The organism is Flavobacterium weaverense, assembly GCF_003688495.1.
Lineage (GTDB): Bacteria > Bacteroidota > Bacteroidia > Flavobacteriales > Flavobacteriaceae > Flavobacterium > Flavobacterium weaverense.
On sequence record NZ_REFH01000008.1, the window covers coordinates 549,538 to 569,730 of the forward strand.

Consider the following 20,193-nt stretch of genomic DNA (forward strand, 5'->3'; position numbering starts at 1 on the left):
TGTCTACATTTTATAAATTAAGTTTTTCGTAGGAATCTTTTGCGGCTTTATAGCCAATTTTAAAAACGTTATCCATCTTTATTTTATTGGTTTCGAATGTACTATAGATGGATAAATCAGTAGGTTCTATGACCCAGTCGCAACTATTAAACTTATGCATATTTGAATTTGCTGAAAGAATATCAAATGCCCTAGTAGTAACGGCTTTGATCGAATTCAAATCTTTTGCTTCAATCTTTTGAATTGGACTAACATAAATACCTATTAAAGTTTCGCAATGTCCTTGTAAAATGTCAGTTGGAAAGTGATTTAAAATCCCACCATCGCTGTATAATCTTCCATCAATTTCATAGGGAGACATAATTCCTGGAAAGGCGGATGAGGCTAATATTGCATCAACAATTTTAGTATCTTGCCCAAAAACTTTTAATTTTCCACGCACCATATCCGTTGCTGTGATCTGAATTGGAATTTTTAATTCTCCTAATACTGCGTCTTTGAAAATACTTTGAAAATAATGTTTGAACGCTTCAGAATCTATTAGTCCCGCTTTTTTAAAAGTAAGATGCTTCCAATGAAAAAGATAAATAGATTTAAAAAAGGTTAAAATTTCTTCAGGCGTTTTCCCCCAAGAATATAACGCACCAACAATTGAACCCGCGCTCGTGCCAGCAATTCGATCTGGACGGATGTTTTGTTCTTCTAAAAACTTTATTGCTCCTGCGTGCGCTAAACCTTTAGAACCTCCACCAGAAAGGATTAGTCCAATTGATTTTGTTTGTAAATCCATATTCATTATTTGGCCTAAAATTACTCTTTTTGAACTTTAGAAAGTGATATTTGTCACTTTATAACCCCTTTTTTGTGCTAACTTTGTGAATGTAAATCAACAATTATGAAAACTGCAATAGCTAAAGGATTATTTAATAGTCATCCTTATTTAGAATATAGAAAATTAGTTTCCGATTTATTATTGGAAAATAAATCAACAGGAAGCGAGCAATCTGATGATTTGACTAATTACAGCACACTAAACGAAACAAGAATGAATCGTTTAGATAAAACAATGAAAATCTCTGAGGAAAACAGTGTTAAATTGAAGTCATTAGAAAGAGAGTATATCTGGCTAGTTATTTCAGAAGGTTGGTGTGGCGACGCAGCTCAATTATTACCTATTGTTAACAAAATGGCAATTGAATCAGGTAAAATAGAATTGAGTATTGTTTTAAGAGATGAGAACGACGCTTTAATGAATTTGTTTTTAACTAATAATTCTAAGTCGATTCCAATAGTTATTATCGTTGACAAACAAACAGGAGAGTTAATGGGTCATTGGGGACCAAGGCCAAAAGGAGCCATAACTTTGATCCAAGATTATAAAAAGGAATTTGGAGTTGTGGACGAAACTGCAAAAACTAATTTACAACTTTGGTACTTGCATGATAAAGGAATTTCTACTCAAAATGAATTGCTTGAGTTGATGCAAGAAATAGATTCTTAAACAGAGTTTTTTAGTAATTTGAAACGGTAATCGTGTAAAATAATTTTAATTTTTTAATCGAATAATTATTTGTAACTTAGTGAATGCTAACCAAGTCTATTATTTGATTTACTATCTGTAGGTGTTTGATTATTGTTTAACAATTTAAATAACATCATTATGAAAAAATTATTAGAAAGATTTTATGATTACGTTTCGTACTTACTTTTTGGAGGAGAGAAAGCAGCTCATTATTAATCGATGCTTTTAAGCTATCTAAAATTGAAAAGTATGGATTAAATTTACTTTAGTTTTTTAACAGAAAACACATTTCAAATTTTATTTTAAAAATTTGAAATGTGTTTTCTGTTTTATAATACCTGCAGCAGATTTAAAAACTAATGAGGGAAATTCCTAAACTTATATTTCCGGCGTCTTTTTTTTGCGTGCTTATAGGCAGAGCATAATGGTTCAGTTCGATAAAAAGTAGCAAATCATCGCTCTGTAATCCTAGACTTATTTTTTTGTAATCACCTATCAAATTGCCACGACCTAATGCCATAGCTTTTCCCAATCCTAGTTGTAATGTAATTCTGGTATCTTCTCCCACTTTTGGACTTAAACGAAAATTGGCAAAAACAGGAACAACGACTAATTTATCAGTCCATTCCCAATTGATTCCGCTGTGAATTCCTAGACCGAGCCATTTTTTATAATGAACTCCATAACCTAGTTTTGCGCCTAAACCGTCAGGAACAAACCATGTGCCTTTTTTATGGGTGTATTCATCGACGATATTCGCATCCGGATTTCCTCTTAGTGCTACTGTAACGTCAAATTGTGTATAAGTGAATTTGTTGCTTTGAGAATAAGCACTAAAACTTAGTAGTATAAAAAATGTTAGAATTTTAAATGACCTACGTATTTTAAACATCAGTCGTCAAACTATCCTCAAAAGCGGTAACATCAATTCCATCTATTACATTGTAATCGCCAATCTTAGTTCGTCGTAGCGCTGTTAAATGAGAGCCAGAATTCATTGCTTTTCCAAAATCGTATGCTAGTGAACGAATATATGTTCCTTTACTACAAACGACTCTAAAGTCTATTTCTGGCAACGAAATTCTAGTGATTTCGAATTCGTGAATGGTAGTTTTTCTAAAAGCAATTTCGACAGTTTCTCCTGCTCGAGCATGCTCGTACAAGCGTACACCATCTTTTTTTATCGCAGAATAAATAGGAGGTTTTTGATCTATCTCTCCAAGAAATTGTTTAACTGTTTCATGAATCAAAGATTCGTCAATATGCGAAGTTGGATACGTATTGTCAATTTCAGTTTCTAAATCGTAGGATGGAGTAGTTGCTCCTATGAAGAATGTTCCAGTATATTCTTTGGCTTGACCTTGAAGCTCTGTAATTCTCTTAGTAAACTTACCGGTGCAAACTAACAATAATCCAGTTGCGAGAGGATCCAGAGTTCCTGCATGACCGATTTTAAATTTTTTTGGAAGTCCAAGCTTATTTATTAATGCGTATTTTAATTTATTGACCGCTTGAAAGGAAGTCCAATTCAGCGGTTTGTCGATAAGTAAAATTTGTCCGTCTAAGTAATCTTCGACTGTCTTCAAAAGATATTATTTAAAGTATGAAAAGTAAACCAATAAAAATAATCCAACAACAATGCGGTACCAACCCCAAGGTTTAAAACCGTATTTTTTAATGATTTCGATAAAGAATTTAATTGCTAAAACGGCAACTACGAAAGCAACGACATTTCCGATAAGAAATAATTTAATGTTTTCATCTGATTTTAATATCAGTTCGTAGCCTTTCATCTGCGAAGCTTCGTACGTCTTCATGAAAAGAGAGTAACATGTTACTGCCATCATTGTAGGTACAGCAAGGAAAAAAGAAAATTCAGCTGCTACGTGACGTGTTAACCCTTGTTGCATACCACCAATTATCGAAGCGGCAGAACGGCTTGTTCCTGGCATCATCGCTAAACATTGCCAAAAACCAATAATTACAGCTTTCTTGATCGTAATATCTTCTTCTCTTAGTACAGTTGGATTTTTGAAACGATCGTCTATGAATAGAAGGATGACTCCACCTACTATTAAAACGATGGCTATAGGAATAGGATCTCCTAAAACGGCTTCAATTTTATCGTCAAAGAATTTCCCTAAAACTAAAGCAGGAATTACTGCAAAAACAAGCTTAATGTAAAAATCAAATTTCGAGAAGTCGAAAAATTTCTTCCAGTATAAAGCTACAACAGCTAGGATGGCTCCAAATTGAATTGAAACTTGAAAAAGTTTTACGAAATCATCCTCTTGAATTCCAAAATAAGAACTTAGAAAAACCATGTGAGCGGTTGAAGAAACAGGTAGATATTCTGTTAAACCTTCAATTATGGCAATCAAAAATGCCTGTAATGTATTCATTTATGCGTTTTTTGGATTTTTAAGAATAGCGTATATCGTAATACCAAAACCAATTAAAACGGTTGTTGGAGCTAATCGAATTCTTCTAAAATTAAAGATTTCTTCGCTGAATACATTTGGATCATCACTTCCGCCGCCTGCCATTAGAATAAATCCTAAAGTAATTACTCCAATTCCAATTAATAGGATTTTATAATTTATTTTGTCAAAAAGAAATTCAGATTGTTGCTCTTTGTTTTTCATAATGTCATTGCGAGGAATGAAATAATCACATTCCTAATTTAAATTATTTAATATAAATCGTCAGTTCTTAAATTTAAGAAACGTTGCGTTGCAGAGTACGTGCTTAACCAAGTGATTAATACTCCAATTGCTAAAACTGCTAGTAAAATCATTCCTATTGCAGCTTTATCTTCTAATATGCCAAGATTAGGATAACTATTTTCAACGTAAAGTAAGACTCCTATTAATGCTAAGACTGCTAAGACTGCTCCTATCATTCCTAATTTTATGCTGCGAGTGATAAATGGTTTTCTAATGAAAGACTTAGTAGCACCAACCATTTGCATCGTTTTTATAATAAATCGATTTGAATGAATTGATAATCGCAATGAGCTATTAATTAATAAAACAGCGATAATAGCTAGAAATCCACTAATTATTAAAATCCACGAACTTACTTTTTTAATATTATCGTTAACTAAATTTACTAATTGTTTATCGTAAACGATATCAGAAATCATTGCATTTTTACGCAAGTTGGTTTCTATTTTTGCAATACTATCCTTAATTACATAATCTGCTTTTAAGTGGATGTCATATGAGTTTTGTAGTGGATTTTCACCTAGGAAAGTCATGAAATCTTCACCTATAATATCTGTATGTTGTTTAGCTGCTGCATCTTTAGCAACAAAATCATATGATTTCACAAAACGACTTGCTTTCAATTCTGTTCCAAAGCTTTTTAAAATACTATCATTAGCTTCATTTTTGAAAAAAACCGTCATGGCAATATTTTCTCTAAAATCGTTTGCTAATTTATTAGAATTTACAATGAAAAGACCTAAAATTCCCAGCAGAAATAAAACTAAGAAAACACTTAGCACTACTGAAAAATAAGAGGAAATTAACCGGCGTTTTTGAAAATTATCAAAGGAAGAACTCATAGTTTATTGAAATTATTGGGTAAAAATAACAAAGAATTTCTTTATTTAAAGTTAATAACGCCCAAAGTTTCAACTTTCGTACAATAAACGTAAATTTGGCACCTTAAAACAATCATTTCCCGAAAAAAAACGAAACAATTGTTAAAAACAGTTGGTCTGAATCTTATATTATGAAATACAATCCGAACGAAATTGAAGCCAAATGGCAAAAATATTGGTTAGAAAACGAAACCTTCAAAGCCGAAAATAATTCAGAAAAACCTAAGTATTATGTTCTTGATATGTTTCCTTATCCATCTGGAGCAGGTTTACACGTAGGACATCCTCTTGGTTATATTGCATCGGATGTATATTCTCGTTATAAAAGACATCAAGGATTTAATGTTTTGCACCCAATGGGTTACGATAGTTTTGGATTACCGGCGGAGCAATATGCGATTCAAACAGGACAACGCCCAGAAGATACTACATCGGTAAATATTGATGGTGGAGTTGATAAAGAAGGAAATAAAATTGCTGGCTACAGAAAGCAATTAGATAATATTGGATTTTCATTCGATTGGAGTCGTGAAGTGCGTACATCAAATCCAGATTATTACAAACATACACAATGGATTTTTATCCAATTATTCAATTCTTGGTATAACAAAAATAGCGATAAGGCAGAAGATATTTCGACTTTGACTGCAATTTTTTCAATAGAAGGAAATGCAAATGTAAATGCTGTTTGTGATGATAACATTCAGGAATTTTCTGCAAGTGAGTGGAATGCTTTCGCAAAAGAACAACAAGAGAAGATTTTATTACAATATAGACTTACCTATTTAGCGGAAACTGAAGTGAACTGGTGTCCAGGATTAGGAACGGTTTTAGCGAATGACGAAATTGTAAATGGAGTTTCAGAGCGTGGCGGATTTACAGTAGTTCGTAAAAAAATGACGCAATGGAGCATGCGTATATCTGCTTATGCAGAGCGATTATTGACAGGTTTAAACGATATTGATTGGAGCGAAAGCATCAAAGAAAGTCAGAGAAACTGGATTGGAAAATCTGTTGGAGCGATGGTTTCATTTCATGTGAAAGACCACAACGAGAAGATTGATGTTTTCACCACGCGTCCTGATACTATTTTTGGAGTTACGTTTATGACATTGGCGCCAGAACATGAATTAGTGGCTAAAATCACCACTGCAGATCAAAAAGGTGCTGTCGAATCTTATATCGAAAAAACGTCAAAACGTTCTGAAAGAGAGCGTATGGCTGATGTAAAAACAATCTCAGGAGTTTTTACAGGAGCGTATGCAGAGCATCCGTTTACTACAGAAGCAATTCCAGTTTGGATTGGAGATTATGTTTTGGCAGGATATGGAACGGGTGCTGTAATGGCGGTTCCTTGTGGCGATGAAAGAGATTATGCTTTTGCTACTTTCTTCAAAGGAAAAGAAGGAATGCAAGAAATTAAAAATATTTTTGCTTTAAATTCCTCTACATTGGATGGGAGCCCGCAGGGTGGGGTGGATTTTGCTTATGGTGATAAAAATGGATTTACGATTGCTAATTCCGATTTCTTAGACGGAATGGATTACAAGCAAGCAACTCATAAAGTTATTGAAGAGCTGGAGAAACTAAAACAAGGAAAAGGAAAGATAAACTACCGTTTACGTGACGCTGTTTTTTCTCGTCAAAGATATTGGGGAGAACCATTTCCAGTTTATTATGTAAATGGCTTGCCGCAAATGATTGATGCAAAATATTTGCCTATTATATTGCCGGAAGTAGAAAAGTATTTACCAACAGAAGATGGTTTACCGCCTTTAGGAAATGCTTTAGTTTGGGCTTGGGATACTGAAAAAAATAAAGTTGTAAATACTGATTTAGTTGATAATGCTACCATTTTTCCTTTAGAATTAAACACAATGCCAGGATGGGCAGGAAGTTCATTCTACTGGATGCGTTATATGGATGCGCACAATGAAAACGAGTTTGCTAGTAAAGAAGCTTTAGCCTATTGGGAAAGCGTTGATCTATATATTGGTGGAAACGAACATGCAACAGGACATTTATTGTATTCTCGTTTTTGGAATAAATTTTTAAAAGATAAAGGCTTTGCGCCAACAGAAGAACCATTCAAAAAACTGATTAATCAGGGAATGATTTTAGGGATGAGTGCTTTTGTATATAGACTGAATTTAGCAGATAATACCGATATTATTGGCAATATTTTACCAAACCTGCAATTCGATGCTGAAGAAAAAGTTTTTGTTAAAGAATTTGTAGCGAAGTTCAATAATAAGATTTTTGTCACTTTGAATGATGCAAAATCATTTCTTAATCCAAAAGATGACGAATTATCTATTTTGAATCATTTTCCAGGAATTGACTCTGCGTTAAAATTTAAATTTCCAAAATATGCTAATGTAATTAGCAACGGGGTTTCAATTGACATAGCTAAAATACATACAGATGTAAATTTTGTAAACTCCTCAGACGAATTGGACATCGAGAGATTCAAAGCGTGGAGAGAAGATTATAAAGACGCTGAGTTCATCACAGATGATAACGGAAAATACATCGTTGGTCGCGAGGTCGAAAAAATGTCTAAATCAAAATACAATGTAGTTACTCCAGATGATATTTGTAATGAATATGGAGCAGATACTTTGCGTTTGTATGAAATGTTCTTGGGTCCTTTGGAGCAAGCTAAACCTTGGAATACGGCTGGAATTTCTGGAGTTTTTGGTTTTTTGAAAAAATTATGCCGTTTGTACTTTGACGAAAATGGTTTGATTATTACCGATGAAGTACCATCAAAAGAGAACTTAAAATCATTACATAAAACGATTAAAAAAGTTGCGGAAGACATTGAAAACTTCTCTTTCAACACTTCAGTGTCGCAGTTTATGATTTGTGTGAATGAATTGTCGACTCAAAATTGTCATTCTCGTGCTATTTTAGAGCCATTAGCTATTGTGATTTCGCCTTATGCTCCGCACATCGCTGAAGAGTTATGGTCGTTATTAGGTCATAAAGATTCAATTGCAACGGTTGCTTTTCCAGTTTTCGAAGCAGCACACTTAATAGAAAGCGAAAAAAAATATCCAGTTTCTTTCAATGGAAAAATGCGTTTCACAATCAAATTACCTTTGGATTTAACCAAGGAGCAAATTGAGGAAATCGTAATGAAAGATGAAAGAACCATTAAACAGTTAGAAGGTAAAACTCCAAATAAAGTAATCATCGTTCCGGGAAAAATTATTAATTTGGTTGGATAATATTGAATCGATTAAAATTTGAAAAGTCCAAATTCCACCCGCTGGAGTTTGGACTTTTTTTATATATTTCTAACTGATTAAAACTTCTACTAAAATAATAGTAAAAGTTAATCCTCTTCTATCGTTTAGTAATTACTTGACAAATTTATTTACAGAAACAATCTGATCCATTTGTCATGCTGGATGCATCCAAACTCGCAAGACTAAAATACCCGAGACGCTTACCTCTAGATAAAATTTTAGCTCGTAATCGATATTAAAAAAACGCGATAAAGTAATAAGTATGAATTATCAATTATTTAACTATTGCCAATTTGGCATTTTATAATTTTGGTTCACAATTTGATGTTTCATTTGTAAGATTTTAAAAAAAATAAAAAATATAAATATGGGAAGTGGATATTTAATTCTTGCCGGAGCTATTATGCTTTTCAGCTGGCTAGTAAGTTCAAGACTGAAAAGTAAATTTGAGCATTATTCTAAATTGCAATTGCAAAACGGAATGTCAGGTGCTGAAATTGCTGAAAAAATGCTTGCTGATAATGGAATTCGGGATGTGCGAGTAATCTCTACACCGGGTCGTTTAACAGATCACTATAATCCTGCTGATAAAACAGTTAATTTAAGTGAGGCAGTTTATAATCAGCGAAATGCTGCTGCTGCAGCAGTTGCTGCACATGAGTGTGGTCACGCCGTGCAACACGCTGTAGGTTATCAATGGTTGACAATGCGTTCTAAATTAGTTCCAATTGTAAATGTGGCTTCTAGTTATATGCAGTGGATTTTACTGGGAGGTATTTTAATGCTGAAAACATTTCCACAATTATTATTAGTAGGAATTGTGATTTTTGCCGCAACAACATTATTTTCAATTGTTACTTTGCCAGTTGAGTACGATGCCAGTAATCGCGCGTTAGCTTGGTTAGAGAATAAAAGAATGTTAACGCAACAAGAACAAGCAGGAGCAAAGGATTCACTGAAATGGGCTGCTAGAACTTATGTAGTGGCTGCTCTAGGATCGATAGCAACCTTACTATACTACGTTTCTATATATATGGGCGGAAGTAGAAGAGATTAATTTGATTATCTCAAATGATTTAAAAGTAGCCGACTCGTTATTAAATGAGTCGGCTTTTTTATCATCAAGTTATTATATTCAAATATTATAATTGAATCTGTCTATCAATTTGTTGGTCCAGTGAAATAAAGGTTTCAGTTCTTGAAACACCTTCGATTGCTTGGATTTTTGTGTTGAGCAAATGCATTAAATGCTCGTTATCTCGACAGATTATTTTTATGAGAATTGACCAGTTTCCAGTCGTGTAATGACATTCTAGTACTTCAGGAATTTTCTTTAAATCCTTTACTGCTTCTGGATTTCGAGCGGCTTTATCAAGATAGATTCCCACAAAGGCCATTGTATTGTAGCCCAATATTTTGTTGTTCACAGTGAATTTTGATCCTGAAATAACACCAGATTGCTCTAATTTTCTCAAACGTTGATGAATTGCTGCTCCAGAAATTCCAATTTTATTGGCGATTTGGAGAATCGGTTTCCGAGCATCATCCATCAAATCGCGTAAAATTTCTTTATCAATACCGTCAATTTCTACTATTAAAGAATTTATTTTCATGAGTTATAATTTTAAACTAAAATAGAAATTTTACTTCTAATTTTTAATCAAATTTAAATAAACATTGCTCTGAAAATGTAATTCGATTGTTTTGTGCATAAAAAAAAGCCATTCAAATTTGAATGACTTTTAAATCTTTATTGAAAAATATTTTTTTTATTTTCCTTTATTAGCTTCTGTGATGTATTTTTCTAAAGCCATCGTCATTGATGGAGTTGCTGGTGTTGGAGCAAGAATGTCAACTCTTAAACCGTGATCCAGCGCTTCTTTTTGAGTAGTACTTCCAAAAACAGCAATGCGAGTATTGTTTTGTTCGAACTTTGGAAAGTTCATAAACAGTGATTTTATCCCTGTTGGACTAAAGAAAGCCAAGACGTCATAATAAACATCGGCAAGATCTGATAAGTCGCTCATTACTGTCTTGTAAAAAACAGCTGGAGTCCAATCTACTTTTAAACCATTTAAGGTAACTGTTGCATCAGCATTTAATTGGTCTGAAGCAGGCAACAAGAATTTTTCATCCTTGTATTTTTTGATGAGAGGAGATAAATCAGCAAAATCTTTAGGTCCTACATAGATTTTACGTTTTCTGTAAACGACATATTTTTGTAAGTAAAAAGCAATAGCTTCTGATTGACAAAAATATTTTAAACTTTCTGGAACTTTAAAGCGCATTTCCTCAGCTACTCTAAAAAAGTGGTCAACAGAATTTTTACTTGTTAATATAATTGCAGTGTAATTGTTAAGATCAATTTTTTGAAGTCTGATCTCTTTTGCATTTACGCCTTCTACATGAATGAAAGGTCTGAAATCAATTTTTACTTTATGCTTTTGTTGAAGTTCAAAGTAAGGTGAATTTTCGACCTTAGGTTCAGGTTGTGATACCAAAATTGTTTTCACTTTCATAATTTCACTTTTTCTAAGCATTTCCCTTTGTAAACCAATAATACATAAAATAATAGGGTGCTATTTCGAGAGCGCAAAGATATAAAATAAAGTAAAACAACTTGCCGAATATTATATTTTGATAATTTTTTATTGAAATCAAATATGTCAAAGCGTTCGTTATCAGTATTATGGCGATAATAGTTAACGGGATATTTCGTGAAAATGAGTCGTAATAGAACAAAATTATATTGAAAGGAAGTATGAATAGACCAATGTATGTTCTATATGTCACTTTTTGAAGGTTAAACTGATCCATAAAATCCTCAATATTAAAGGATGTAGCAATTATTTTTTCTATCAAATACTTCGATAAAATAAAGAAAACTAAAAAAGTAAAAATTTGAATGTACAGTAACCAATCTGTTTTTGATGCGTAACCAAAATAGCTTAATGTTATTTGTACAAAAAAGGCAAGAGAAATGACTTGAACAAAAAATAAGGAAAGAGTAAATCCGCTTTTTAAATTTGTATTGTCTTTATAAACTTTTATGTATTTATTCGAATAAATAAGATTGGTAAAATCGGCAAATCTGTTTTCAAAAACGGATTTAGTAATTGCGATAATACCAAATGACAGAACAAAAAGCACCGTTGCCCAGTCTTTGCTCTCTATTATCCTAGGATGAAGTATAGTTTCAATCATAACGCTGCAAAAATACTAATTTTTATATCATTCTTTTTATTATAATATTATTAAGGTTGTAATGGCATAAAAAGTTTACTTTTGCCCTGAAATTAGTCGACATATGAATGATTGTATTGTTATAATTCCTACCTATAACGAAATTGAAAATATAGAAAGCATTATTCGGTCGGTGCTATCGCAAAGAAAGGCTTTCCATGTTCTAATAATTGACGATAATTCTCCAGATCACACAGCTGATAAGGTGGTTTTGCTTCAAGCAGAATTTGAAGGAAGATTATTTTTGGAAAAAAGAGAAAAAAAATCAGGATTAGGAACGGCTTATGTTCACGGATTTAGATGGGCATTAAAGCACAATTACGAATATATTTTCGAAATGGATGCTGACTTTTCACACAATCCTAATGACCTAGAAAAATTATATAGCGCTTGTCATTTAGGCGACGCTGATTTGTCAATTGGCTCTCGATATGTTACTGGTGTAAATGTTGTAAACTGGCCATTAAGCAGAGTTTTAATGTCTTACTTCGCCTCAGTTTATGTTCGAATGATTACTGGGATGAAAATTCACGATGCCACTGCTGGTTTCGTTTGTTACAAAAAAAGAGTTTTAGAAGAAATAAATTTAGATAAAATTAAATTTGTTGGTTACGCTTTCCAGATAGAAATGAAATACAGAACGTATTGTAAAGATTTTCAAATTGTAGAGGTTCCAATTATTTTTACGGATAGAACAAAAGGGCAGTCTAAAATGAGTAACTCTATTATTGTAGAGGCTGTATTTGGAGTTATTGCGCTTAGATTAAAAAGATTAGTTAACACATTATAAGAAAAAGAAACGATGAACAGGGTTTTAATTAAGAATGCCAAAATAGTAAATGAAGGAGTAATTTTTGAAGGCGATGTATTAATTGAAAATGACTTAATTGTTGAGATTTCAGAAAGCATAAGTGCTAAGTCACCAGATTGTAAAATTATTGATGCCGAGGGTAATTTTTTAATGCCAGGAGCAATCGATGATCAAGTTCACTTTAGAGAGCCAGGATTGACGCACAAAGGAGATATTGAATCAGAATCTAAAGCAGCGGTTGCGGGTGGAATAACTTCTTTCATCGAACAACCTAATACAGTACCGAATGCTGTTACGCAAGAAATATTAGAACAGAAATATGAATTAGCAGCCCATAAGTCATATGCGAATTATTCTTTTATGATGGGTGCGACAAATGATAATTTAGACGAAGTTTTAAAAACTAATCCTAGAAATGTTGCTGGAATTAAAATATTCTTAGGCTCTTCAACCGGGAATATGTTAGTTGATAATGAAGCTACATTAGAGAAAATTTTCTCAAGTACACCTCTATTAATTGCGGTGCACTGTGAAGATGAAACAACCATTAAAAAGAACTTAGAAAAATATACAGAAGAATACGGCGATGATATTCCAGTTACGGCACATCACTTGATTCGCAGTGAAGAAGCGTGTTATATTTCTTCTTCAAAAGCTGTTGCTTTAGCGAAAAAAACTGGTGCGCGTTTGCATATTTTTCATCTTTCTACCGCTAAAGAAATGGATTTGTTCACCAATAAAATTCCATTGGAAGACAAAAAAATTACAGCTGAAGTTTGCGTTCATCATCTGTGGTTTACCAATGAAGATTATGCTACGAAAGGGAACTTAATTAAATGGAATCCTGCGGTTAAAACTCCAAATGACAGAAAAGTACTTTGGGAAGCGTTAATTGATGGTAGAATCGATGTAATTGCTACTGATCACGCACCACATACTTTAGAAGAAAAAAACAAGCCTTATATGAGCGCTCCTTCTGGTGGACCATTAGTTCAACATGCCGTTGTGGCAATGTTTGAAGCGTTCCATCAAGGAAAAATAAGTGTGGAGAAAATTGTGGAGAAAATGTGTCACAATCCTGCTAAAATTTTCAAAATAGAAAAGAGAGGTTTCGTTAAAGTAGGATATTATGCTGATTTAGTGATCGTAAATTCTGGCTTGCCATGGAGCGTTAAAAAAGAAAACATATTAGCAAAATGTGGTTGGTCTCCTTTTGAAGGTTTTACTTTTAAATCAAGAATAACGCATACTTTTGTAAACGGTCAACTCGTTTATACTGCTTTTAAAGTAAAAGATATTCGCGTGGGTCAACGTTTATTGTTCGAAAGATAAAATTGAGAGATGAAAAAATTGGTATTATTTCTAGCTACAGTTACACTCTTTTTGAGTTGTAAGGAGGATGTTGTAAAAAAACCTGCTGGTCTAATAAAAAAAGATGTGATGGTCGATATTATATATGACATTTCACTTCTAGACGCTATAAAGTATCAAAATCCTAAATACATCGATAGTTTCAAAATTAACCCGCAAAAATTCATTTTAAAGAAATATAAAGTGGATAGTTTGCAATTTGCTAATAGCAATGTTTATTATTCTGCTGATTATGAGAATTACAAACTAATGTTTGACGAAGTTGCTAAAAGATTAGAGCAGAAAGAAACAGTTACAGATTCTCTTATTAAGTTAGAAAGTAAAAAACTAAAAAAAGCTAAAAAGACAAAAATTTCTGAGAAATCAATTCCTGTTGATACTTTAGTCAGAGGGAGAAAGCAACTTATTAATAAAAATGTAATCAAGCAGCCTGTTTTACAAAGGGAAGCTTTACAATAAACTTTTTAAGGTTTTAAGTTTGCGATTGTATTTACGTACTCCAGGATATTTGTGAATTTAGGATTTAGCCTTTCTTTTATTTTTTGATTTGAATATAAATTTTTACAATACGATGCCTTTGCTGTAGCTTTTGTAAACTTTCTTTTTTGTCCAAAAATTACTGATAAAATCCAATCTACTCTCCACACTATCTCCATAAAAAAAGGCTTTGCGTGCTTCATAGGTCTTTGAACATTGAGTGAATCGGCAATACTATTAAATAAATCTCGATAAATAATATTCTCAGCAATCAATGTAAATCTTTCGTTACTTGTGTCGCTATCCATGAGCTTAGTAGTGATTTTTACTACGTCAGTTACAGCAATAAAACCAGTTGTTCCTAATGTGTAATAGGATAAACCGTTCGCCACTCTTTTAAATAAAACCCCACTTCCTTGATCTTGAAAACCAGGACCAAGTATGACTCCAGGATTTACAATTAGAATATTTAAACCTTCTTGTTGGCCACGCCACATTTCCATTTCAGCACCATATTTAGAAATTGCATAGTCACTGTGTGGCTTTTCTGGATTCCAGTCGGTTTCTTCTGTTATTATTGACTCATGTGCTGCAATATCTCCTAGAGCAGCGATAGAGCTTATGTAACACAATTTTTTTACTTTATAGCTGAGGCAAAAGTTGACAATATTAGCAGTTCCTTCAATGTTTATTTTTCGAATTTTCTCTTCATCCTTAGGATCAAATGAAATAATTGCTGCACAATGATACACTTTTGTAATTCCTACGAACACATGCTCAAGCGCCGGAACATCAGTGATGTCAGCTTGTACCCATTGTATGGAATCAAATAAGTCAAATTTTCTGTACAGTTTAAAAAGAGATTTAGTTTTTTCGATGCTACCACTACTTCGATAAATTGCACGAATTTGTCCGCTCCCAATATTATGAGATTCAATCAAATGAAGCAATAAATGTGCGCCAACTAAACCAGTTCCTCCTGTTACTAAAATCATTTGGTAAATGTAACAAAATCAAAGTCAATGACAATATCAATGATTGAAATCAAAGCTAATTTAGGATTTTAAAAATGTATTTTTTGTAATTTTTTTTAAGTGATGTTTGCTTTGCCATTTCGGCATAGGCTTTATAAAGGTTATTTATATTTGAAAGTACGGTCTAAATTGATTTTTGCCATTGATATTATTATCTTTGTGAAAATTGATTAAAAAAGATGAAAAATTTTATTGAAGAAGTGACTTGGAGAGGAATGCTTCACGACGTTATGCCGGGCACAGAAGAACATTTGATGGAGCAAATGCGTGTGGCGTATGTGGGAATTGACCCAACTGCGGATTCATTGCATATTGGACATTTAGTTGGAGTTATGTTATTGAAGCATTTTCAGCTTTCTGGGCACAAACCATTAGCTTTAGTAGGTGGTGCAACAGGAATGATAGGTGATCCATCAGGAAAATCGAATGAGAGAAATTTATTAGACGAGCCAACTTTACGCCACAATCAAGAATCGATTAGAGCGCAATTAAGTCGCTTTCTTGATTTTACTTCTGATGCGGCGAATGCAGCTGAATTAGTAAACAATTACGATTGGATGAAGAACTTTTCTTTTCTGGACTTCATACGTGATGTGGGTAAACATATTACTGTCAATTATATGATGGCTAAGGATTCAGTTAAAAAGCGATTGACATCTGAAGCAGCTGAAGGAATGTCATTTACTGAATTTACATATCAATTAGTTCAAGGTTATGACTTTTTACATCTTTACAGAGATAAAAGCTGTACGCTACAAATGGGTGGAAGCGACCAATGGGGAAATATAACTACTGGGACTGAATTAGTTCGTAGAATTGCTAGCGGGAAAGCGTATGCTTTAACCTGTCCGTTGATTACTAAAGCAGATGGAACTAAATTTGGAAAATCTGAAGGAGGAAATATTTGGTTGGATTCAGCTCGTACTTCACCTTATAAATTTTATCAATATTGGTTAAATACATCTGATGTTGATGCAGAGAAATATATTAAAATTTTCACTTTCTTATCGAAAGAAGAAATTGAAGATTTAACAGAGAAACATAGAGAAACTCCACATTTACGTTTGTTACAAAAGCGTTTAGCGGAGGAAATTACTATCATGGTTCATTCAAAAGAGGATTTAGATAATGCGATAAAAGCATCTGCTATTTTGTTTGGAAATTCAACTTCAGATGATTTGAAACAATTAGATGAAGCGACTTTTTTAGATGTTTTTGAAGGAGTTCCACAAGCTGAAATAGCAAAATCTGAGATAGAATCTGGTATTGATATTATTACTGTTTTAAACGAAAAAACTAGCTTTTTTAAATCAAATGGTGAAGCAAGGCGTGCTTTGACTGCTAATTCTATTTCAGTAAATAGAGAGAAAGTAGCTGAAGATTTTGTGCTTTCGACTAAAGATTTAATCAACAATCAATTTGTTTTGTTACAAAGTGGTAAGAAGAATTATTTTGTAGTTAGAGTAGTTTAATTTCATAACTTTACTTTAAATATTTAAAATTATGGAAACACAATTTTTAACGGACAAAAAAGGAAATAGAACGGCTGTTGTTTTGCCTATAAAGCAATACAATAAAATGATTGAAAAATTGGAGGATTTAGAAGACGTTCGTCTTTATGATGAAGCCAAAAAGGACGATGATGGGTATCGAATTTCATTTGAAGATTATTTGAAAACAAGGGAAGCAAAAAAGTCAAATGTATAACATTGATTTTTCCAAAAAAGCGCAGAAGAAGTTAGATAAGTTATCAGATGAGATAGCTAATCCAATATTATTTGCGATTGGAAGTTTATCAAAAAATCCTAGACTTTCAGGTTATAAAAAGTTAAAAGGAAGAAAAGGATATAGAATACGTGTTGGAGATTATAGAGTGATTTATGAAATAATTGATGATATTCTTTTGATCGATGTAGTAGATTTAGGTCATCGAAAAGATATTTATGAATAAGATTTACAACACCATCAAATTACAACCACGAATATCAGAATTATCAAAACGTCCCAATACCTCGAAAGAGTTATTGGGATTTTTTTTACCCAAATCTTGCGTTGCTATAAAAGAGCAGGAGTTAATATTAGCTAAGTCAATTACGTTTATTCCGCCTGTTTTTCCTTTTGGAATATAGGTTAAAGCATCTTCGGTATCGCGGATTAAGATTTGGATCCAAGAAGGGCATTCAAATACGCCTTCACCTAGCGAATAGGCTTGAGACAGTAGTTCTGTCATTCCGTATTCAGAGTGAATAGCCGATACGCCAAAACCTTCACATAATTGCTGATGCAGTTCTTCACGAATCATTTCTTTTCGCTTTCCTTTCATCCCGCCAGTTTCCATTATAATCGTATTTTGCAATTTAAATTGCTGTTTCTCGATAAGGTCTAATAAAGCAAAAGTAACTCCAATCAAAATAACATTTTGTCCTGATTGATCCAACTCAATTAATTTTTTGATTAGCTCATCATGATTATGCAAGTAAAAACCACTTTCAGTCTGATTAGAAAGTTTTATTAGGTCTTCAACCATATATATTAATGAAGATCCTTCTCTTTCAAGATAAGAAGGAAGTAATGCTAGCACTACGTAATCTTCAATATTTCCATAAAATTCAGAAAATCCTTTTCGATAACTTTCTTCGTAGATGGAAGCATCAGTGACAAGATGCCTACTTGTTATCGCACCAGTAGTTCCGCTGCTTGTAAAAACTTCTTCAATTGCGTTAGTATTTGAAACAACATTGTGACTTTTAAAAAACTGAATAGGCAGAAATGGAATTTGCTCTAATGACTTTACTTTGTGTGAATCAGTTTTTAAAAGCTCACAAAATTCACGATATACAATGTTGTTTTCGTACTGATGACGAAAAACTTTTAAGGCCATCTTCTCAAATTGTTTTTGATTAGAAATAGCAAATATATCGGAAGCTGAAATCAAAATATTTTTTTTGCAAAAGTAATCAAAAAATTTGGTGTGTTTTTAATTCACGCTTTGGATCTATTGTTTTCTGCAAAAAAAAGCTCCAAAATTAATTAGAGCTTTCTGTTTATTTTAATTTTTTTATCGAATAATTAATTTTCTTGTAGCCGATGCTTCTTTTTCATTAATCTTTATGATGTAAATACCAGAAGATAAAGTGGAGACATTTAACTCTCTTGAGCTTAACTGTGTTTGAAGTACTTTTTTACCTAAAACGTCAAAGATAATTATTTCTTTATCAAAATCGTTTTTAGTCGAAATGTATACTTTTCCGTTGCTCACGGGGTTTGGGTACAAGTTTAAACCTTCAATTGTAGGTGATTCTTGAGTTTTTGGTTGCGGCTTAGATTCCTGAGCGTTAACGCTGAAGGAAAATAAAAAAACCAATAAAGTAATAGTATAAAAGTAGTTTTTTGCCATCAGATTATTTTGTTTAGTAAATGTACAAAAAATATTCAAATACTATACCAAAAAAAACATCCTGAATTTTCAGGATGTTTATAATGATTTTTGGCTAACTATTTTTTACAAATTCGATAGCAAATTTACACCATCTACGATTGCCCACGCTCCAGGAGTCAATATTGCTCCGTTTGCTGATGTGCTTGTAGTGAAGTTTATAGGTAAAAAAGTAGCAGTAAAAGTTGTTGCTCCTGCTCCCCATAATGGAGTAGCATCTGCAATTTTTACATTAAGCATTTTTATTTTACCAGTTGCAACTTGGTTTGTTTGTGTAGCAGCATCTTGAATTCGTACTGCAGTTGCATTAGTTGATGTATAACCTGAGATTACTATATTGGAGTATTCTCCATTTCCTTCTTTTTTAAATTGGATAGCATCAATTTCTAAAGGATTTCCAGCTTCTGTAACTGTTCCAGCTGCTCTTCGCAAAGTGATATTAGATACTTTTGGAAAAAATGCATTATTCACACTTTTCGCTTCGATTTCCATTCCAAAATTTCCAGCTCCAGTTTGATACGCGTACCAGTTTGTGTTCTCTTGACCTTGCCATCCATCTTGCCAGTCAAATGAATCATCCGTATTTCCGTAGGATACAAGATTTTTAGCACTTACAGTTCCTCCGTAAAATTCAAATCCATCATCAGCACCTTTATAAGAAACTAAGTTTTCTAAAGTTGTTCCAGAACCTACAGAATAGAAAGAGAATCCATTCATCTCAGAGTTTCCATCAAGAATTTTTTTACCAGCATATTCAACTCTTACATATTTTAATGATCCACCATTGTGTGCTGGATTTTTTCCGCCGTAAACAATGTTTGTTCCATCTTCAGAAGTCGCAGTTGTGATAGGTGTTCCATCAGCCATTTTTCCAGCTACTATAGGAGCATCACCAAACATTATTATTCCACCCCAAGAACCTGCAGTTTTAGATTTTTCAGTAAACACAACTGGTTCGGCAGCTGTACCTGAAATATTTAGTTTTCCTCCGTTTTCAATTAAGAGTGCATCAGTACCATTTGATACATCAGCAGTTATTATTGAACCCGCTTCAAAAGTCAAAGTGACACCTGTTTTAACTCTAACCGTTCCACTCAATGAATAAGTCCCTTTGGTATATGTTTTTGATACAGTAACATCGCCGGTTATTTCTCCAGTTGCTGATGGAGGGGTAGTTATTACGTCGCTATCACTTGATGTACAACTTGTGAAAACTAAGCTCAATAAAGCTAGACTAAATACTAATTTTTTCATTTTTTGATCTTTTTAAAATTATAATTTTGTTGTTAATTATTAAGTCAAAAGTACTCCTGCGCTTTTGGAAATTAGTTAGGTAATTGTTATCAAAGTATTATAAAACAATGAATTTGATGTAAATTTTAGGTTACTATGTAAACAAAAAAAGAGCCTCTTCGGCTCTTCTTTTGCTATTTGTTTT

The 20,193-nt window shown here is 32.9% G+C and carries 22 protein-coding genes; 9 read left to right on the top strand and 13 right to left on the bottom strand.

Features of this window, described 5'->3' with window-relative positions:
* Positions 1–10 precede the first annotated feature (10 nt).
* Positions 11–790: a patatin-like phospholipase family protein gene (locus BC961_RS06035; protein ID WP_121924947.1), complete on the bottom strand. Its 780-nt coding sequence runs from the start codon at positions 788–790 to the stop codon at positions 11–13.
* A 105-nt stretch (positions 791–895) separates the two neighbouring features.
* Between BC961_RS06035 and BC961_RS06040 the strand changes: the two genes are divergently transcribed.
* Positions 896–1,501 carry a thioredoxin family protein gene (locus BC961_RS06040; protein ID WP_121924948.1) on the top strand — a complete coding sequence of 202 codons (606 nt, stop codon included), beginning with the start codon at positions 896–898 and terminating at the stop codon, positions 1,499–1,501.
* A 370-nt stretch (positions 1,502–1,871) separates the two neighbouring features.
* Here the strand turns inward: BC961_RS06040 and BC961_RS06045 are convergent, their stop codons facing one another.
* The 5 genes from BC961_RS06045 to BC961_RS06065 are packed head-to-tail and all read right to left on the bottom strand — an operon-like array spanning position 1,872 to position 5,090.
* Entirely contained in the window at positions 1,872–2,414 is a 543-nt protein-coding gene (locus BC961_RS06045; RefSeq protein ID WP_121924949.1) for a hypothetical protein, read from the bottom strand.
* Positions 2,407–3,108, bottom strand: coding sequence for a tRNA pseudouridine(55) synthase TruB (gene truB / locus BC961_RS06050; protein ID WP_121924950.1), 702 nt, complete (start codon positions 3,106–3,108; stop codon positions 2,407–2,409). The genes BC961_RS06045 and truB overlap by 8 nt, the downstream gene beginning before the upstream one ends.
* Positions 3,109–3,114: 6 nt before the next feature.
* A complete protein-coding gene (locus BC961_RS06055) occupies positions 3,115–3,924 on the bottom strand; it encodes an undecaprenyl-diphosphate phosphatase (RefSeq protein ID WP_121924951.1) in 810 nt (269 codons plus the stop codon).
* Entirely contained in the window at positions 3,925–4,167 is a 243-nt protein-coding gene (locus BC961_RS06060) for a DUF3098 domain-containing protein (protein ID WP_121924952.1), read from the bottom strand.
* A 47-nt stretch (positions 4,168–4,214) separates the two neighbouring features.
* Complete coding sequence (locus BC961_RS06065; protein ID WP_121924953.1) at positions 4,215–5,090, bottom strand: cell division protein FtsX; 876 nt, start codon at positions 5,088–5,090, stop codon at positions 4,215–4,217.
* A 170-nt stretch (positions 5,091–5,260) separates the two neighbouring features.
* Between BC961_RS06065 and BC961_RS06070 the strand changes: the two genes are divergently transcribed.
* Both BC961_RS06070 and BC961_RS06075 read left to right on the top strand, forming a co-directional pair.
* The gene (locus BC961_RS06070; RefSeq protein ID WP_121924954.1) at positions 5,261–8,362 is read left to right on the top strand and encodes a leucine--tRNA ligase; all 3,102 of its coding nucleotides are present in this window, start codon (positions 5,261–5,263) and stop codon (positions 8,360–8,362) included.
* A gap of 388 nt (positions 8,363–8,750) precedes the next feature.
* Positions 8,751–9,440: a zinc metallopeptidase gene (locus tag BC961_RS06075; RefSeq protein ID WP_121924955.1), complete on the top strand. Its 690-nt coding sequence runs from the start codon at positions 8,751–8,753 to the stop codon at positions 9,438–9,440.
* A gap of 85 nt (positions 9,441–9,525) precedes the next feature.
* Here the strand turns inward: BC961_RS06075 and BC961_RS06080 are convergent, their stop codons facing one another.
* The 3 genes from BC961_RS06080 to BC961_RS06090 all read right to left on the bottom strand — a co-directional run bounded on the left by BC961_RS06080 (position 9,526) and on the right by BC961_RS06090 (position 11,587).
* On the bottom strand, positions 9,526–9,996 hold the full coding sequence (locus tag BC961_RS06080) for an Lrp/AsnC ligand binding domain-containing protein (RefSeq protein WP_121924956.1): 471 nt from the start codon (positions 9,994–9,996) through the stop codon (positions 9,526–9,528).
* A 156-nt stretch (positions 9,997–10,152) separates the two neighbouring features.
* On the bottom strand, positions 10,153–10,902 hold the full coding sequence (locus BC961_RS06085; RefSeq protein ID WP_121925110.1) for a uroporphyrinogen-III synthase: 750 nt from the start codon (positions 10,900–10,902) through the stop codon (positions 10,153–10,155).
* Positions 10,903–10,915: 13 nt separating this feature from the next.
* On the bottom strand, positions 10,916–11,587 hold the full coding sequence (locus BC961_RS06090) for a DUF4271 domain-containing protein (RefSeq protein WP_121924957.1): 672 nt from the start codon (positions 11,585–11,587) through the stop codon (positions 10,916–10,918).
* Between the two features lie 103 nt (positions 11,588–11,690).
* On the opposite strand from BC961_RS06090, the gene BC961_RS06095 reads away from it, so the two are divergent.
* From BC961_RS06095 to BC961_RS06105, 3 genes are read left to right on the top strand one after another with little or no spacing between them, the layout of a single operon-like run.
* Entirely contained in the window at positions 11,691–12,416 is a 726-nt protein-coding gene (locus BC961_RS06095) for a polyprenol monophosphomannose synthase (protein ID WP_121924958.1), read from the top strand.
* Positions 12,417–12,428: 12 nt separating this feature from the next.
* Positions 12,429–13,769 (top strand): dihydroorotase, encoded by a 1,341-nt coding sequence (locus BC961_RS06100; protein ID WP_121924959.1) that lies wholly within the window; start codon positions 12,429–12,431, stop codon positions 13,767–13,769.
* A gap of 9 nt (positions 13,770–13,778) precedes the next feature.
* Positions 13,779–14,267: a DUF4296 domain-containing protein gene (locus BC961_RS06105; RefSeq protein WP_121924960.1), complete on the top strand. Its 489-nt coding sequence runs from the start codon at positions 13,779–13,781 to the stop codon at positions 14,265–14,267.
* A 5-nt stretch (positions 14,268–14,272) separates the two neighbouring features.
* On the opposite strand, the gene BC961_RS06110 is transcribed toward BC961_RS06105, so the two are convergent.
* Entirely contained in the window at positions 14,273–15,280 is a 1,008-nt protein-coding gene (locus BC961_RS06110; protein ID WP_121924961.1) for an NAD-dependent epimerase/dehydratase family protein, read from the bottom strand.
* A 218-nt stretch (positions 15,281–15,498) separates the two neighbouring features.
* Here BC961_RS06110 and tyrS point away from each other — a divergent pair, with 218 nt between their 5' ends.
* From tyrS to BC961_RS06125, 3 genes are read left to right on the top strand one after another with little or no spacing between them, the layout of a single operon-like run.
* On the top strand, positions 15,499–16,791 hold the full coding sequence (tyrS, locus tag BC961_RS06115) for a tyrosine--tRNA ligase (protein WP_121924962.1): 1,293 nt from the start codon (positions 15,499–15,501) through the stop codon (positions 16,789–16,791).
* Positions 16,792–16,822: 31 nt separating this feature from the next.
* Positions 16,823–17,026 carry a hypothetical protein gene (locus BC961_RS06120; RefSeq protein ID WP_121924963.1) on the top strand — a complete coding sequence of 68 codons (204 nt, stop codon included), beginning with the start codon at positions 16,823–16,825 and terminating at the stop codon, positions 17,024–17,026.
* On the top strand, positions 17,019–17,270 hold the full coding sequence (locus tag BC961_RS06125; RefSeq protein ID WP_121924964.1) for a type II toxin-antitoxin system RelE family toxin: 252 nt from the start codon (positions 17,019–17,021) through the stop codon (positions 17,268–17,270). Before BC961_RS06120 ends, BC961_RS06125 begins: the two co-directional genes overlap by 8 nt.
* A gap of 3 nt (positions 17,271–17,273) precedes the next feature.
* Here BC961_RS06125 and BC961_RS06130 read toward each other — a convergent pair whose 3' ends face one another.
* From BC961_RS06130 to BC961_RS06140, 3 genes are all read right to left on the bottom strand, one after another.
* On the bottom strand, positions 17,274–18,254 hold the full coding sequence (locus tag BC961_RS06130) for a LuxE/PaaK family acyltransferase (protein WP_121924965.1): 981 nt from the start codon (positions 18,252–18,254) through the stop codon (positions 17,274–17,276).
* A 123-nt stretch (positions 18,255–18,377) separates the two neighbouring features.
* Complete coding sequence (locus BC961_RS06135; RefSeq protein ID WP_121924966.1) at positions 18,378–18,716, bottom strand: T9SS type A sorting domain-containing protein; 339 nt, start codon at positions 18,714–18,716, stop codon at positions 18,378–18,380.
* Positions 18,717–18,821: 105 nt separating this feature from the next.
* Positions 18,822–20,009 (bottom strand): hypothetical protein, encoded by a 1,188-nt coding sequence (locus BC961_RS06140; protein WP_121924967.1) that lies wholly within the window; start codon positions 20,007–20,009, stop codon positions 18,822–18,824.
* Between the last annotated feature and the right edge of the window lie 184 nt (positions 20,010–20,193).